This window comes from Rhodanobacter sp. C01 (genome assembly GCF_002001045.1).
Classification (GTDB): domain Bacteria; phylum Pseudomonadota; class Gammaproteobacteria; order Xanthomonadales; family Rhodanobacteraceae; genus Rhodanobacter.
In genome coordinates, this window is the sequence record NZ_MUNR01000010.1 from 305,541 (window position 1) to 321,525 (window position 15,985).

Annotated in this window: 14 protein-coding genes; 8 read left to right on the forward strand and 6 right to left on the reverse strand. The window is 65.2% G+C overall.

The window, feature by feature from the left end:
* Positions 1-99: 99 nt before the first annotated feature.
* Genes nagA through B0E50_RS08750 form a run of 3 tightly spaced genes read right to left on the reverse strand, consistent with a single transcriptional unit; the run spans position 100 to position 3,044 of the window.
* Positions 100-1,239: an N-acetylglucosamine-6-phosphate deacetylase gene (nagA, locus tag B0E50_RS08740; RefSeq protein WP_077440794.1), complete on the reverse strand. Its 1,140-nt coding sequence runs from the start codon at positions 1,237-1,239 to the stop codon at positions 100-102.
* A gap of 7 nt (positions 1,240-1,246) precedes the next feature.
* Positions 1,247-2,257, reverse strand: coding sequence for an SIS domain-containing protein (locus tag B0E50_RS08745; RefSeq protein WP_254427235.1), 1,011 nt, complete (start codon positions 2,255-2,257; stop codon positions 1,247-1,249).
* A gap of 34 nt (positions 2,258-2,291) precedes the next feature.
* Positions 2,292-3,044 (reverse strand): GntR family transcriptional regulator, encoded by a 753-nt coding sequence (locus B0E50_RS08750; protein WP_077440796.1) that lies wholly within the window; start codon positions 3,042-3,044, stop codon positions 2,292-2,294.
* A 312-nt stretch (positions 3,045-3,356) separates the two neighbouring features.
* On the opposite strand from B0E50_RS08750, the gene zwf reads away from it, so the two are divergent.
* From zwf to eda, 4 genes are all read left to right on the forward strand, one after another.
* A complete protein-coding gene (zwf, locus tag B0E50_RS08755) occupies positions 3,357-4,820 on the forward strand; it encodes a glucose-6-phosphate dehydrogenase (RefSeq protein ID WP_077440797.1) in 1,464 nt (487 codons plus the stop codon).
* A 119-nt stretch (positions 4,821-4,939) separates the two neighbouring features.
* A complete protein-coding gene (gene pgl / locus B0E50_RS08760; RefSeq protein WP_077440798.1) occupies positions 4,940-5,653 on the forward strand; it encodes a 6-phosphogluconolactonase in 714 nt (237 codons plus the stop codon).
* 57 nt (positions 5,654-5,710) lie between these two features.
* On the forward strand, positions 5,711-7,528 hold the full coding sequence (gene edd, locus B0E50_RS08765) for a phosphogluconate dehydratase (RefSeq protein WP_077440799.1): 1,818 nt from the start codon (positions 5,711-5,713) through the stop codon (positions 7,526-7,528).
* 114 nt (positions 7,529-7,642) lie between these two features.
* The gene (gene eda, locus B0E50_RS08770) at positions 7,643-8,296 is read left to right on the forward strand and encodes a bifunctional 4-hydroxy-2-oxoglutarate aldolase/2-dehydro-3-deoxy-phosphogluconate aldolase (RefSeq protein WP_077440800.1); all 654 of its coding nucleotides are present in this window, start codon (positions 7,643-7,645) and stop codon (positions 8,294-8,296) included.
* Positions 8,297-8,323: 27 nt separating this feature from the next.
* Here eda and B0E50_RS08775 read toward each other — a convergent pair whose 3' ends face one another.
* The 3 genes from B0E50_RS08775 to B0E50_RS08785 form a co-directional block, all read right to left on the reverse strand.
* On the reverse strand, positions 8,324-8,917 hold the full coding sequence (locus tag B0E50_RS08775) for an HAD family hydrolase (protein WP_077440909.1): 594 nt from the start codon (positions 8,915-8,917) through the stop codon (positions 8,324-8,326).
* Between the two features lie 104 nt (positions 8,918-9,021).
* Complete coding sequence (locus tag B0E50_RS08780; protein ID WP_077440910.1) at positions 9,022-11,487, reverse strand: prolyl oligopeptidase family serine peptidase; 2,466 nt, start codon at positions 11,485-11,487, stop codon at positions 9,022-9,024.
* A gap of 127 nt (positions 11,488-11,614) precedes the next feature.
* Positions 11,615-12,565 carry a helix-turn-helix domain-containing protein gene (locus B0E50_RS08785; protein WP_077440801.1) on the reverse strand — a complete coding sequence of 317 codons (951 nt, stop codon included), beginning with the start codon at positions 12,563-12,565 and terminating at the stop codon, positions 11,615-11,617.
* Positions 12,566-12,692: 127 nt separating this feature from the next.
* Here B0E50_RS08785 and B0E50_RS08790 point away from each other — a divergent pair, with 127 nt between their 5' ends.
* The 4 genes from B0E50_RS08790 to B0E50_RS08805 all read left to right on the forward strand — a co-directional run bounded on the left by B0E50_RS08790 (position 12,693) and on the right by B0E50_RS08805 (position 15,856).
* Positions 12,693-13,346 carry a cysteine hydrolase family protein gene (locus B0E50_RS08790; protein ID WP_077440802.1) on the forward strand — a complete coding sequence of 218 codons (654 nt, stop codon included), beginning with the start codon at positions 12,693-12,695 and terminating at the stop codon, positions 13,344-13,346.
* Positions 13,347-13,408: 62 nt separating this feature from the next.
* Positions 13,409-14,071: an alpha/beta hydrolase gene (locus B0E50_RS08795; protein ID WP_077440803.1), complete on the forward strand. Its 663-nt coding sequence runs from the start codon at positions 13,409-13,411 to the stop codon at positions 14,069-14,071.
* Between the two features lie 31 nt (positions 14,072-14,102).
* A complete protein-coding gene (locus B0E50_RS08800; protein WP_077440804.1) occupies positions 14,103-15,152 on the forward strand; it encodes a histidine kinase in 1,050 nt (349 codons plus the stop codon).
* Positions 15,152-15,856: a LytTR family DNA-binding domain-containing protein gene (locus B0E50_RS08805; protein ID WP_077440805.1), complete on the forward strand. Its 705-nt coding sequence runs from the start codon at positions 15,152-15,154 to the stop codon at positions 15,854-15,856. Before B0E50_RS08800 ends, B0E50_RS08805 begins: the two co-directional genes overlap by 1 nt.
* Positions 15,857-15,985: the final 129 nt, after the last annotated feature.

Here is a 15,985-nt window from a genome sequence, read left to right on the forward strand (position 1 = left end):
GCAAACGCGGCCCGTGTGAACGCCGTGTAGGAGCGCACCCTGTGCGCGAATGCTCTCTTGGCACGATCAGCACCAGAGCATCGCGCACAGAGTGCGCTCCTACAGAGCCACCCCGCTGATCCAGCTCTGCTGCACGCGGTAGTCGTCGTCCAGCACCACCAGGTCGGCCTGGTAGCCGGCGGCGATCCGGCCATGGCTGGCGCCGAGGCCGAGGAACTCGGCGGGATAGGTGCTGGCCATGCGTACCGCTTCATCCAGCCGCAGGCCGAGCATCTCCACCGCATTGCGCACCGCGCCGGCCATGTCCAGCGCGGAGCCCGCCAGCACGCCTTGCGCGGTCTGGCAGATACCGTCCTTGGCGATGATGGTTTCGCCATTGAGTACGAAGGTCGGATCGTCCGCACCGACCGGCGGCATCGCGTCGGTGACCAGCAGCATCTTGCCGCGTGGTTTCGCCGCGATCGCCACGCGCAGGCTGGCCGGATGCACGTGATGACCGTCGACAATCAGCCCACACCAGCTGTCGGCATCCTCCAGCGCGGCACCGACCACGCCCGGTTCGCGACTGCCGAATGGCGTCATCGCGTTGAACAGGTGAGTGAAGCCACGCACGCCGCCGGCGAGTGCGGCGCACGTGGTCGCGTAATCGGCCGCGGTATGGCCGGCGCAGACGATCACCCCGGCCGCGGCCAGAGCGCCGATGCTGGCCAGCGGTACCTGCTCGGGCGCCAGCGTGAGCAGGCGCACGCCACGATGCGGCGCGCACAGCAGCGCCAGTTCTTCGCTACCTGGCATGTGGAAAAATTTCGGGTCGTGTACGCCCTTGCGCGCCGGCGCCAGGTACGGGCCTTCCAGATGGATGCCGAGTACACCCGGCACATCTTCGGCCAGCGCCTGCTCCACCGCGCCAAGTGCGGCGCGCATGACATCGACACGGTCGCTGATCAGGGTCGGCAGGAAGCCGGTGGTGCCGTAGCGTCGATGCCCTGCGCCGATCCGGCGGATCGTCTCCACCGTGGGCGCGTCGTTGAACAACACGCCGCCGCCGCCATTCACCTGGGTGTCGATGAAGCCCGGCAGCAGCATTGCACCATGCAAGTCGTGCGGTGTTGCGCTGCGCACACTCGGATCGGCAAGCGGCAACAGATCGACAATGCGCGCGCCCTCCAGCAGCACGGCGAGATCGTTGCGCCAGCCGTCTGGAGTAAGTACGCGACCATTGATGAGGGCGAGAGTCATGGCTAGCTCAGACCGTTTCGGTCACCTTGTTGAGATGCGGTGGCACGTCGGGATTGAAGCCGCGGCGCAGTGCCAGTTCGCTCGCCGCGCGATAGAAACTCTGGATGATCAGCAATGGCGTGCAAAGCGCCGGCAGCCCGCCAATCACCGGCAACGTACCCGCGCCGTCCAGGCCGGGCGCCGCCACGAAGACCTGTGCCCCGCGACCGCGGAATTCGCGCGCCACCGCCAGCGTGCTGTCCAACGTATCGTCGTCCTGCGCGAAGCACAGCACCGGGAAGTGCGGCCCGACCAGCGCCATCGGGCCGTGCTTCACCTCGGCCGCGCTGAACGCCTCGGCATGCAAGCCGCAGGTTTCCTTGAACTTCAGTGCGGCTTCCAGTGCGATGCCGAAACCGAAGCCGCGTCCGACCACGAACAGGTTGTGCGCATCGACCAGGCCTTCGCTCAACGCCGACCAGTCGGCATCCCAACCGGCGCGCAAGGCATCGGGCAACACGCGCAAGGCGGCATCCAATTCGGCATCGCCGCGCCAGCGCGCGCACAGATGCAGTACGGCAGCCAGTGCCGCGATGTAGCTCTTGGTCGCTGCCACGCTGCGTTCCGGTCCGGCGTGCAGCGGGATCACCGTATCGGCAATCGCCGCCAGCGGCGAATCCTCCACGTTGACCATGGCCACCACATGCGCACCGGCAATTTTGGCCGCCTGGGCATTGCGCACTAGGTCGGGGCTCTTGCCCGACTGCGAGATCGCGATGAACAACGCATCTTGCCAGCGCTGCTCGGCCGCATAGATCGAGGTGACCGACGGCGAAGCCGAGGCCGTGACGATGCCCAGCTGCGTCTCGAACACGTATTTCGCATACGCCGCAGCATGATCGGAACTGCCGCGTGCGCAGGTGACGATGAAGCGCGGCGGCTGCGCGCGAAGTGTCTGCGCCAGTTCGCTGACCGCCTTCTCGTTGGCGGCAAACTGGCGCGCGACCACGTCGGCCGCCTCGTGCGCTTCGCGGTACATCAGGGTGTCGCGGGCATGTGTGTTCAAGCTGGCCTCAGTCGGTCTGCAGTTCGGCAACGAAGTCATAGATGTCGCCGCGATACCACGAGCAGGTGAACTCGACCACGCGGCCGTCGTCCAGGAAACTGCGTCGTTCGATGTTCAATCCCGCGCTGCCCGCCGCCACATGCAGCAGACGCGCCTGCTGCGCATTCAGCGAGACCGCGCGCAGCCGTTGCAGCGCGCGGCGCGGGCGGCAGTTGAGATGTTCCAGCGCCTCGTACAGCGAGTCGCGCACCAGCATCGGATCGGGCAGCACGCTGGCCGGCACCACGCTGCGCTCGATCGCCAACGGTTCGTCCTGGCCGTAACGCACGCGATGCAGGCGCACCACCAGCGAACCGGGTGACAGGTTCAGCGCCATCGACTCTTCCGGCGTCACCTCGCCGATGCCGCGCTCGAAGAATTCCGAACGGGGCGACAGCCCGCGTTCGCGCAGATCTTCGGTGAAACTGGTCAACCGCGACATCGGCTTGACGATGCGTTCGGCAATGAAGGTGCCGGCACCATGGCGTTGCGTCAGCAGCCCTTCCTCGACCAGACCGGCGATCGCCTTGCGCACGGTCACCCGCGACAGCTTGAGCGCCTGCGACAGGTCGCGCTCGCTGGGGAGTGCCTGGCCCGGCTCGATATCACGATGCTCGACCACATTGCGGATCGCGCGGCGCAGGCGCAGATAGGCCAGCGGCTGGTGCGTGGCCGGGTCGTGGCAGATCCGGCGGTATTCGTTGGCCAGTGCGGTTTCCATTCCAGTAAAGATACCAATAGCAAACCACTAAACACAAGCCCGTTGCCGGGAGGCGCTCACACTGAACGTAGCTCGCGCCGGCGAGCGAAGTCGAAGCGGGCCCGGAAACCCTCGACTTCGGCCTGTAGCCTGCGCTCAGGATGAACGATATGGCGAGATAGCCCGACTTCCGTATCAGTCGGCGTGCGTTTCCATGAATTCGTATGCATAGCGGTAGCCGATCTGGTATTTCACTGGTACGATCAATTCCATCCGGGCAGGAGCGCCATCCGGCCACCTGCCCACCGTCCGGCATCGTGTCGAGGTGACTGCGTGACTGCTTCCTCCCAATCGGTCGAACCGTTCGACCTGGTGATCTTCGGTGGCACTGGCGATCTCGCCGTGCGCAAGCTGCTGCCGGCCCTGTTCCACCGCTTTCTCGACGGCCAGATCCCGGCCAGCAGCCGCATCGTCGGCATCGCCCGCGAGGCATTGGACGACGCCGGCTACCGCGCGTCGCTGCGCGAGGCACTCGTCGGCATCTGCGACGCCGCGAAACTCGACGTGTTCCTGCAGCAGGTGTTCTACCGTCCGCTGGACGCACGCAAGGATGAGGGCTGGGACGACTTCGCCGCCTTCATCGGCGCGCAACCGGAACACGTGCGCGTGTTCTATCTCTCGACCTCGCCGGAACTGTTCGTCGACATCTGCGGCCGGCTGGGCCATTACGGACTCAACCAGGGCAAGTCGCGCGTGGTGCTGGAGAAGCCTATCGGCCGCGACCTCGACAGCGCCAATCAGATCAACGACGCGGTCGGCAAGGTGTTCAGCGAATCGCAGACCTTTCGCATCGACCATTACCTCGGCAAGGAGACGGTGCAGAACCTCCTGGTGCTGCGCTTCGGCAATGCACTGTTCGAGCCGCTATGGAACTCCGCGCACATCGACCATGTGCAGATCACCGTCGCCGAGACACTTGGCGTCGGCCATCGCGGTGCGTACTACGACCGCGCTGGCGCGCTGCGCGACATGGTGCAGAACCACATGCTGCAACTGCTGTGCATGGTCGCGATGGAGCCGCCGTCGTCGCTGGCACCCGATGCGGTGCGCGACGAGAAGCTGAAGGTGCTGCATTCGCTGAAACCGATCGACGAAAGCAATGTCGCCCAGCTCACCGTGCGTGGCCAGTACCGCGCCGGTGTGGCCGAGGGTGCCAGCGTGCCCGGCTATCCGGACGAACTGGGCAACACCAAGTCGAATACCGAAACCTTCGTGGCGCTGAAGGCGGAAATCGCCAACTGGCGCTGGGCCGGCGTGCCGTTCTACCTGCGTACCGGCAAGCGGCTGCCCGACCGCGTGTCGGAGATCGTGGTCACGTTCAAGCCAGTACCGCACTCGATCTTCAATCCCGACGCCGGCACCCTGTCGCAGAATCGGCTGGTGCTGCGGCTGCAGCCGGACGAAGGCGTGAAGTTGTGGCTGACCATCAAGCATCCCGGCCCCGGCGGCCTGCGCCTGCGCCACGTACCGCTGGACATGAGTTTCGCCGAAGCGTTCGGCGTGCAGCAGCCGGATGCGTACGAGCGCCTGCTGCTGGACGTGGTGCGCGGCAACCCCACCCTGTTCATGCGCCGCGACGAGGTGGAGGCGGCATGGCGCTGGGCCGGCCCGATCCTCGCCGCCTGGTCCGCCAGCGGTGAAGCACCGCGGCCGTATGCCGCCGGCAGCTGGGGGCCGAGCGCCGCCGTGGCACTGATCGAACGCGACGGCCGTACCTGGAACGAGGACAGTGAATAGAGCATCACGTTTACTGTCGCTTCACCCGGTCATGCCGACGCATGCAGCAAACTTTGCCTCTCTTCCTCACGGGACGCGTGCCTGCATTCACTAGAACGCCGGGCACACCATCATCCAACATGACCATCCACTTGAACGTCACCACTCATAGCTTCACCGATGGCAACGCGCAGGCCGTGGCACTGGCCGAACGCGTCGCCGAACGCCTGCGCAGTGCACTGGCCGAACGCGGCCATGCGGTATTGGCGGTTTCCGGCGGCAGCACACCGAAGGAGTTCTTTGCGCACCTGTCGCGCGAAACGCTGGACTGGGCAAAGGTGCAGGTCACCCTCGTCGACGAGCGCTGGGTGCCGGACAGCGACGAGCGCTCGAATGCCCGGCTGGCGAAAACACTGCTTCTGCAACACGCCGCGGGCGTGGCGCAGTTCGTGCCGCTCTACACCGATGCGCCGACGCCGGAGCAAGGCCTGGCCGCGGTCACCGCACGTATCGACGCATTGAAGCTTCCCTTCGACGCCGTGGTGCTTGGTATGGGTGACGACGGCCACACCGCCTCGTTCTTTCCCGGCGGCGACCATCTGGCCGAGGCACTCGATCTGGAAGGCCAAACCCGCGTCTTGCCGATGCGTGCACCTGGCGCCGGCGAACCGCGCATCACGCTGACCTTGCCGACCTTGCTGGATACCCATGCGCTGTACCTGCTGGTGACCGGGGAGCACAAGCGCGACCTGCTCGCCGATGTCCGCCTCGGTCTTGATACTGCCAAGAACTACCCCGTGCGCGCGGTACTGACCCAGCAGCGCGTACCAGTGGCCGTTTACTGGTGCCCGTGACGCATCACCCAATCCCGAAACCTCCACCACACCACCCCGTCATCGCCGGAACAAGTCATGAGTACGCTGCACCCCGTTGTCGCCGAAGTCACCGAACGCCTGCGCGAGCGCAGCCGCCAGACGCGCACTGCCTATCTGCAGCGGATCGACGCGATCGACCGCAAAGGCCCGCAACGTGAGCACCTGTCCTGCGGCAACCTCGCGCACGGCTTCGCCGCCTGCGGCAGCACGGACAAGGATGCACTGCGCAACGGTCGCGGTGCCAACCTCGCCATCATCACCGCCTACAACGACATGCTGTCGGCGCATCAACCGTACGAGCGCTATCCCGCGCTGATCCGTCAGATCGCGCGTGATGCCGGCTTCACCGCGCAAGTCGCCGGCGGCGTGCCGGCGATGTGCGACGGCGTCACCCAGGGCCAGCCCGGCATGCAGCTGTCGCTGTTCTCGCGCGACCTGATCGCGATGGCCACCGCGGTGTCGCTGTCGCACGACATGTTCGATGGCGCGCTGTACCTGGGCATCTGCGACAAGATCGTGCCGGGCCTGCTGATCGGCGCGTTGAGCTTCGGTCATCTGCCTGGCGCGTTTGTGCCGTCGGGGCCGATGCCCAGCGGCATTCCCAACGAGCAGAAATCAAAGGTGCGCCAGGCCTGGGCAGACGGCAAGGCGAGCAAGGCCGAGCTGCTGGAAGTCGAGGCCGCCTCGTATCACGCCCCGGGCACCTGCACCTTCTATGGCACGGCCAACTCCAACCAGATGCTGATGGAGATCATGGGCCTGCACCTGCCCGGCGCCAGCTTCACTGCACCGGACACACCGCTGCGCGATGCGCTTACCGCCGACGTGGTGCGTCGCATCGGCACACTCAGCGCACCGGGCGAACACCGTCTGCCGATCGGCCACATCATCGACGAGCGCGCGATCATCAACGGCGTGATCGGCCTGCACGCGACCGGCGGCTCCACCAACCACCTGCTGCATCTGGTGGCGATCGCACATGCCGCCGGCATCCAGTTGCGCTGGGACGATTTCGATGCGTTGTCCGGGGTGATACCGCTGCTGGCGCGCGTGTACCCGAATGGCTACGCCGACGTGAATCAGTTCCACGAGGCCGGCGGCATGGCCTTCCTGATCGACCAGCTGGTCGGCGCCGGCCTGCTGCACGCCGACGTCAACACCATCTTCGGCACCGGTATGGGTGGCTATGCGCAGGTGCCATACCTCGACGATGCCAATGCGCTGCACTGGAAACCGGTGGCGAAGCAGAGTGGCAACCGTGGCGTGCTGCGCGGTACCGACGAACCGTTCCGTGCCGATGGCGGCCTGCGCATGCTGCAGGGCAATCTCGGTCGCGCGGTAATCAAGGTCTCCTCGGTACCGGACGACCGCCTGCTGATCGAGGCGCCAGCGATCGTGTTCCAGGATCAGGATGAATTGCCGGCAGCGTTCAAGCGCGGTGAACTCAATCGCGATTTCGTGGCGGTGGTGCGCTTCCAGGGCCCGCAGGCGAACGGCATGCCCGAGCTGCACAAGCTCACCCCGACGCTGACGCTGCTGCAGGATCGCGGTCACCGCATTGCACTGCTTACCGATGGGCGCATGTCCGGCGCATCCGGACGCGTGCCGGCGGCGATCCACGTCACACCCGAAGCCGTCGCCGGCGGCAATATCGCCAAGATCCGCAACGGCGACATGATCCGCCTGGATGCAGTGAACGGACGTCTGGACGTCCTGATGGAAGCGCACGAACTGGATGCACGCCTGCCGCACACCGCCGACCTGTCCGCCCAGCACAGCGGCATGGGTCGCGAATTGTTCGGTCTGTTCCGGCAAGCTGCGACCAGCGCCGATCTCGGCGCCGGTGTGCTGTGACGCAATCCCTGTAGGAGCGCACCCTGTGCGCGAATGCACTTTGCCGATGTGTGAATAAGAGCATTCGCGCACAGGGTGCGCTTCTACACACAAATCCGCCTAGCGAGTGAATCCATGAGCAGCATCGAACTCAAGCAGCAGCAAATCGAAACCACGATGCGGCTGGCACCGGTGATTCCGGTGGTGGTGATCGACGATGTCCACGCGGCCGTGCTGATGGCGCACGCCCTGGTCGCCGGCGGCACGCCGGCGATCGAAGTGACCCTACGCACGGCGGCCGCCCTGGACGCGATCCGCGCGATTGCCGCCGAAGTGGAAGGCGCGATGATCGGCGTCGGCACAGTGCTCAGCGCACGTGATCTGAAAGCAGCGCAACAGGCCGGCGCCCGCTTCGCCGTCTCGCCCGGAGTATCGCCGCACTTGCTCGATGCTGCTGACGACAGCGAATTGCCGCTGCTGCCCGGCGCTGCCACCGCCAGTGAAGTGATGGCTATGCTTGAGCGCGGTTACCGTCATTTGAAGTTCTTCCCGGCGGTGCCGGCCGGTGGCCACAAGCTGCTCGGCGCCTGGGCCAGCCCGCTGCCGCAGGTCCGCTTCTGCCCCACCGGCGGCATCAGCCTCGCCAGCGCGCCGGATTTCCTCGCGCTGCCCAACGTGATCTGCGTCGGCGGCTCATGGCTGACCCCGGCCAGCCTGCTCGCTACTGGCGACTGGCACGCGATCGAGTTGCTGGCACGCGAGGCAGCCGGCTTGCATCGACCGGCCTGAACTAACTCAACAAGCTGTGGGACACCATCAGGCCACTTCCTCCCAGCGGAAGTACTTCCTGCTGGCGAGGCTCAACATGTCCATGTCTTCTTTGGTATCTCCATAGGCATACACCGCGGAGAAATCGCGAAGGTCGTATGCCTCAAGGATGCGTCTGGACTTTTCCTTGCTGGCGCATTGCTCACCGCAATAACGCCCAGTGAGCACGCCATCCGCAGCTTCCAGTCTTGAGCAGATCAGATCCAGCTGGTGCAGGCGGCACCAGTGCGCAAGATAGAGATCCAGCGCAGCCGAAACGACCACCACCACGTCGCCCTGCGCCTTGTGCCACTGGATTCGCTCCAGCGCCATCCGCCGAACGACGCCCGGCAAGACCTCACGGGAAAACCTTTCTCCGGCTTGCTCGACTTGTGCCACGGGTACACCGCGAAATCCGAAGCGCACCACGCTCGCACGAATGGTGTTGCCGCTGATGAGGCCAAGCTTGTAACCCACTACCAGCGGCATGAGCACGAGCTTGCCGGCCGCGAGCCTTCCCGGCGTGACAGCGAAACGCATGAAGTCGGGAAACATCTCCCTGGTGGTGATCGTGCCATCAAAATCGAACAGGGCCAGGTTCACGGTGCTTCGATTCCTTTCATGATCACGCCATGGCGACAACAGCTTTGCTGTCGCCATGAAACCGGCCATCCATCACCCTGATTGCCTCCGACTCACATCCCTGTTCATTGCGAAGCCGCCCTGTCCGGCTTCACATACGTATTGAACAGCTCGTCAATGCGCCGGTATTCGTCGTACCACGAATCGGCATGCTCGAAGCCGTGGCGTTCCAGTGGATACAGCGAGATCCAGAAGTTCTTCTTGTGCAGTTCGATGAAGCGCTGGTACAGGCGGATCGAATCGCTGGCCATCACGTTGTTGTCGATCATGCCGTGCTCGATCAGCAGCGGATCCTGGAGCTTGTCAGCGTACTCGATCGGCGAGCTGATCCGATAGGCCTCGGGATCGAGCTGCGGGTCGTTGAGGATGTTGGAGGTGTATTCGTGGTTGTAGCTGGTCCAGTCCGATGGCCCGCGCAGAGCCGCACCGGCGGCGAATTCGCCGGGCGCGCGCAACAGCGCCATCTCGGTCATGAAGCCGCCGTAGCTGCCACCGTAGATGCCCACGCGTTTCGGATCGACGGCGTGGTCCTTGACCAGCCATGCCTTGCCGTCGAGCAGGTCCTCCAGCTCCGGGTGACCCATCTGGCGATAGATCGCCACGCGCCAGTCGCGGCCGTAGCCGGCCGAGGCACGGTAGTCCATGTCGAGCACGACATAGCCTTGCTGCAGCAGCAGGTTCTGGAACATCTGCTCGCGGAAGTAGTACGACCAGCTTTTGGTCACGTCCTGCAGGTAACCCGCGCCGTGCACGAACAGTACGGCCGGATGCTTTTGCGTCGCGTCGTAATCCGCCAGCTGGTAATACTTCGCCCAGATGTCGAAATGGCCATGGCTGCTCGGAACCTTCACGAACTGCGGCTCGACCCAGTGCATCGCCTTGTACTTCGCGGTACGCGTGTCGGTGAGTTCGTGCACGCCGGAGCCATCGACATTCACCACCGCCAGTTGCGGCGGGATGTAGGCGGTCGAGTGCGGCACGGCAAGCCTGCTGCCGTCGGGCGACAGCACGAACGGCACGCTGCACTCGGCGCAGCCGAGACCTTCATAGCGGGTGATGCGCTGCAGATCGCCGCCCGTGGTCGGCAGCCGGTAGGCGTCGTAGGCATAGGGCGCCTGCTTGTTGGCGAGTACGTAGAACCACTTGCCGTCCGGCGACACGACCGGGCTCGATACCTCGTAGCCGGTGCCGGTCAGTGGGCGCGCCTTGCCGTCCAGCGACTTGACGTACAGCTGCGCCCAGCCGCTGGCTTCGGATTCGAACCACAGGGTGCGGTTGTCGGGCAGCCAGCCGAATTCGTTGAAGCTCCAGTTGATCCAGGCCGAATCGGTCAACCGGTTCTGCGTGACCAGCTTGTGTTCGGCGAAATCGACGCTGGCGATCCAGCGATCCTTGTTGTCGATCGCGCGCAGCTGGATGGCCAGCTGGCTGCCATCGTTGCTCCACACGATGCCGCCGCCACCGCCGTCGTCGCCACCGGCCACGATGCGCACCGGGCGCACTTCAGGCGCCTTCAACGCGGTCGCCTCATCGGTCTTGCCGTCCTTCTCCAGCGCGGCCACAGCCTGCTTGCGCAGTGCGGCCAGTGGATCGTCCTTGATTCCAGGCAGGCTGTCGGTTTTCAGTGCGTACTTCTGGTGATGGGCGAGGTCGAGCAGCCATAGCGACTGCGGCGCCGGGTCATTGCGGCCGACGTAATTGCGCGCGTCCTCCGGCTCGGTGTAGCCGCTGTCGGTCACGTAATGATTGACCTGCGGTGCCTTGCCCTCCTGATGTCCCTTTGGCGCGGTCACCAGCAGCAGCCAGCGACCGTCTGGCGACAACTCACTGTCGACAAGCCTGATCTTGTCGCCCAGCCAGAACGGCTGCGGCGCACGCCCCGGGTCGGCCGCTTCCAGCGCCTTGCGTTGATCGAGCATGGCCTGCTTGTCGGCCTTGACCTCGCGCAGGGTCTTGAACAGCTTCAGTTGCAGCTCGTCCAGATCATCCGGCTGCTTCGCCTGCGGATCGTCGGCAAACTTCAGCTCGGCGACCGGTGCAGCCACGCCGCTGGCCAGGTCGTAGCTGTACCAATCGTTGCCGTCGCGATATTGCAGCGCGCGGCCATCGGCGGAGAACTGCGGCGACGACTCGTGCTGCGGCGTCATCGTCACCTGGCGGCGCCGGCCGCTGGCCAGATCCACCTCGAACACATCACCGTGCAGGATGAAGGCGGCATGCTGGTGCGCATGATCGAACACGGGCGGCCCATCGGCCTGGGCCATCGCGGCTGGATCGAGTTTCACGCTGTTGCCGCTGGCCGGATCGACCCGGTACAGGTCGCGCACCGGGCTGCCGTCGCGCTTGAGCGAGTAGTACAGGCTGCGGCCGTCTACGCTCCAGTACGGATCCTCCACCGACTGACCGATCCAGTCGGGATTGGCCATGATGGTTTCCATGTCGAGCGGACCCGCTGTCGATGCCGGCGGCACAGCCGCCGCCGCAGGCAGCACACAAAAGGCGATCAAGCCGGCAAGCAGTAGTCGACGCATGGAAAGGTTCCCGGGCAAAAAATCAGCATAGCCGAGCGCCATGCCTACGCGTGCCGAGCTGTGCCATAAGTCACGGGTAAACGGCCATCTGAAGCTGTGCATGGTGCTTCCACCGATCCGAGGACGATCAAGCCCCACGGAACTCCCGGCGGTACAACGACGGCGTGGTGTTGAACGCTACGCCGAAGTGCTGGCGCATCGACAACGCGGAGCCGAAGCCGGCGCGTTCGGCAATCTGCTCGACCGGCTGGGCGGTGGTTTCCAGCAATCGCTGCGCCAGCGCAAGGCGCTGACCGAGCAGCCATTGACCTACCGTGGTGCCAGTGTGTTGGCGAAAGTGTCGGGTGAAACTGCGCCGGCTCATCAATGCCTTCGCAGCCAGCGAATCCAGGCTATGCGTGGCATCGAGATGGTGCGCAGCCCAATCCAGGGTCTTCGCCAACGGTCCCACCCTGGCCGTCGACGACACCGGCTGCTCGATGTACTGCGCCTGGCTGCCCTGCCGATGTGGTGGCACCACCAGGGTGCGTGCAATGCGGTTGGCTGTCTCGGCCCCGAACTGCTTTCGCACGACATGCAGACAGCAATCGATACCCGCGGCAGTGCCGGCGGAGGTGAGCACGTCGCCTTCGTCGACATACAGCACGCCCGGATCGACCTGCACCCGCGGGTAGCGCTGGGCGAACAGCTCGGTCCAACGCCAGTGCGTGGTGGCGCGATGGCCATCCAGCAGACCGGCCTCGGCCAGCACATAGGCGCCCAGGCACAAGCCCACGATCAGCGCACCGCGCCGGTGCGCGCGGCGCAACGCGGCCAGCAACGGTAGTGGTGCCGACTCGCCCGTATCGCGCCATGACGGCACTACCACGATCTGTGCCCGCTCCAGCTCGCGCAGGCCGTAACGCGTGCCGATGGTGAACCCGATCTGGCTGCGCAGCTCGCCCGGCTCGACCGCGCATACACGCACATCGAACAGCGGTTCGGCGCCGGCCGCCTCGCCAAACACCGCGCATGGCACCGATAGATGGAATGGTCGGATACCGTTGAACGCCGCGATCGCAACCTTGATCTTTGCCATGACACGACTCTTTGGAGATGGCCCGATTTTAACTAATTATGGCATTCAGGCCACTCCCGGCAAGATCACCTCCGGCGGATCATTTGCTCACCGGGACATGCGTCCCGTCCCACCGAGGAATACCGCCATGACCCAGACCCAAACCCCACGTCGCGCCCTTGTCGTCATCGATGTGCAGAACGAATACGAAACCGGTGGCCTGCGTATCGAATACCCGCCGGTCGGCGATTCGCTGCAGAACATCGGCAAGGCAATGGATGCTGCTCGCGCCACAGGCATACCGGTGATCGCCGTGCAGCAAACGTCGCCAGCCGACGCGCCACTCTTTGCGAACGGCTCGCACGGCTGGCAACTGCATGAGGTGGTGGCCAGCCGGCCGCACGATCACCACCTGCGCAAGTTGCTGCCCAGCGCCTTCGCCGGTACCGATCTTGGCGATTGGCTCAAGCAGCACGGCATCGACACGCTCACAGTAGTCGGCTACATGACGCACAACTGCAACGACACCACGATCAAGCATGCCTTCGACATGGGCTTGCAGGTGGAATTCCTGATGGATGCTTCCGGCAGCGTGTCGTACGCGAACCGCGCCGGCTTTGCCACCGCCGAGGAGATCCACCGCGTTTTCACGGTGGTCGAGCAATCGCGCTTTGCCGCCGTGCTCACCACCGACGAATGGATTGACTGCATCACGCACGGCACGCTGCCGGAGCGCGACAACATCCATGCCTCGCATCAGCGCGCACTGGCCCGGCTGCAAGCACGACCTGTCGCGGCCTGAATCGCGGCAACGGATGAGGGCCACTGCTACGATGCTGCCTTCACCGTCATCACGACCAAGCCATGACCCTGCCCGCCCTCGAACTTGAAACCGCTCCCAACCCGAGCCACAGCGTGATATGGCTGCACGGCCTCGGCGCCGACGGCAACGACTTCGCGCCGATCGTGCCGCAGCTGGTGGACCGGACATGGCCGGCGCTGCGCTTCGTGTTTCCGCATGCGCCGGTGCGGCCGGTGACGATCAACAACGGCATGTCGATGCGTGCCTGGTATGACATCGCTGCATTCGACCTCAACGCGCGGCAGGATGAGGCCGGTATGCGCGCGTCGGTAGCCGAGGTGGAAACCCTGATCGCCCGCGAGCATCAGCGCGGCATTCCAAGCGAACGGATCGTCCTGGCCGGCTTCTCGCAGGGCGGTGCGATCGCCTTGGCCGCAGGTCTGCATCATGCGGAGAAGCTGGCCGGCATCATCGCGCTGTCGACCTATCTGCCGGCATATGTGGCACTCCCTGCCGAACGCAGTGCGGCGAATGCGTCCATCCCGATCTTCTGGGGTCACGGCAGCATGGACCCGGTGGTGGTGCCGCAGCGAGGTACCGATTCACGCGACCTGCTGCGATCGCTGGGCTATGCCGTGGAATGGCATACCTATCTGATGGCTCACGCGGTCTGCCCCGAGGAGATCGGCGATCTGCGCTACTGGCTCGGCCAGCGCCTGATCTAGGTTTGCTCGCGCATGCGGCATACTTGCCTGCATGCGCGCATCCCACGCCAGCGGCCTGCGCGGCCGCACCGAACACAGCCCCTTGCCGGAATTCTGCCGGCTGCCGGCCATGTTTGCGCTGTTCATGGTCGGCGCGCTGACCGTGACGGTGATCTGGCTGGCCCGCGACAACCGGCGCGACTGGACCGGTTTCAGCGTCAGCATGCTGTTCGTGATGTGGCTGGTGCTGGTCATCATTGTGGCGCTGTGCAAATTGCGGCCCTGGCTGCAGCGGCTGCCAGGGCACGCCTCGTACATCGGCGCGTGGTTGCTGATCATGCTGATCGTGCTTGTCGCCAGCGTGGTGACGCGCTGGCTGGACGGCGCATTGCAGTTGCAGCTTGTACGGAACAGCCTGGGCATCTTCGTACGCGACAACGTGGCGATCGCGGCGCTGCTCGGCGCCGCGATGCTGCGCTACTTCTACGTGCTGGCCCAGTGGCAGCTGCGACTGGCAGCCGTCACGCGGGCACAGGTCGAGGCGTTGCAGGCGCGCATCCGCCCGCACTTCCTGTTCAACAGCATGAACACGGTGGCGGCGCTGATCCGGGTCGATCCCGACGCGGCCGAGCGCACGGTGGAGGACCTGTCCGAACTGTTCCGCGCCGCACTGGGCCAGCACGACACCGGTGATGGCACGCTCGGCGACGAGCTGGCACTGATCGAGCGCTATCTCGCGATCGAGCAGCTGCGCCTCGGCACCCGCCTGCACGTGCGTCGCGAGCTGGATGATCTTCCCGCCGACTTCCCGCTGCCCCGGCTGCTGCTGCAACCGCTGGTGGAGAATGCGGTGCGCCACGGTATCCAGCCTTTGCGTGAAGGCGGCGAGGTGATCCTGCGCGGGCAGCGCGACGGTGACGGCATTCGTATCGAGATCGGCAATCCACTGCCAGCCACGCCGCCCGCCTCCGGCAACGGTCACGGCCTGGACAGCGTGCGCCAGCGCATCGCCTATCGCTACGGGCCACGAGGCCGCGTGCAGGTCGGCCCGCAGGGCGACCGCTACGTGGTGGTACTGCAACTGCCGGGGCAGCCATCGTGATGCGCATCCTGATCGTCGACGACGAACCACTGGCGCGCGCTCGCCTGGTTGCACTGCTCGGCGAATGCGATGGCGTGGAAATCATCGGCAGCCTCGCCGATGGCGAAGCCGCCCTCGGTTCGCTCGGCGAGCTGCATCCGGATGTACTTCTGCTGGACATCAACATGCCCGGCCTCAACGGCACCGCGTTGGCCCAGCGGCTGGCTGGACGTCCCCGGCCGCAAGTGATTTTCTGCACCGCCTACGAAGAGCACGCACTCAAGGCCTTCGAGCTCGGCGCGGTCGACTACCTGCTCAAGCCGGTGCGTCTGGAGCGCCTGCGCGATGCACTGCAGCGTGCGCAACGCCGACTCGCCGATGCGGCGCGCGAACCGGCAGCGTATCTGCACGGCCGGATGCGTGGCGAGCAGCTGCGCATCGCCCTGGACGAAGTCATCTGCCTGCTCGCCGACGAAAAGTACGTGATCGTGCAGCACCGCCGCGGCGAACTGCTGATCGAGGATTCGCTGCGCCAGCTGGAAGAAGCCTACCCCGATCAACTGATCCGCCTGCACAGAAATTGCCTGGTGCCACCATCACGCCTGCTCGGCATCAAGACCCTTGCCGACGGTCGCGTGCTGGCCCGTCTCGACGGCACCGAACTCAGCCCGGAAATCAGCCGACGCAATCTGCCGGCGGTGAGGAAATTGTTGCGGCTCGGGTGAACGCGCGTGATCGCCATGTATACCAAGCAATCGCAATCCGAAATGCCGACGCTTATTGCCTCGAGCGGCGGCTGAGCAACAGATAGCGTGCCAATTCGTGCGATATGCACGACGCCACCTGCCGTCGCC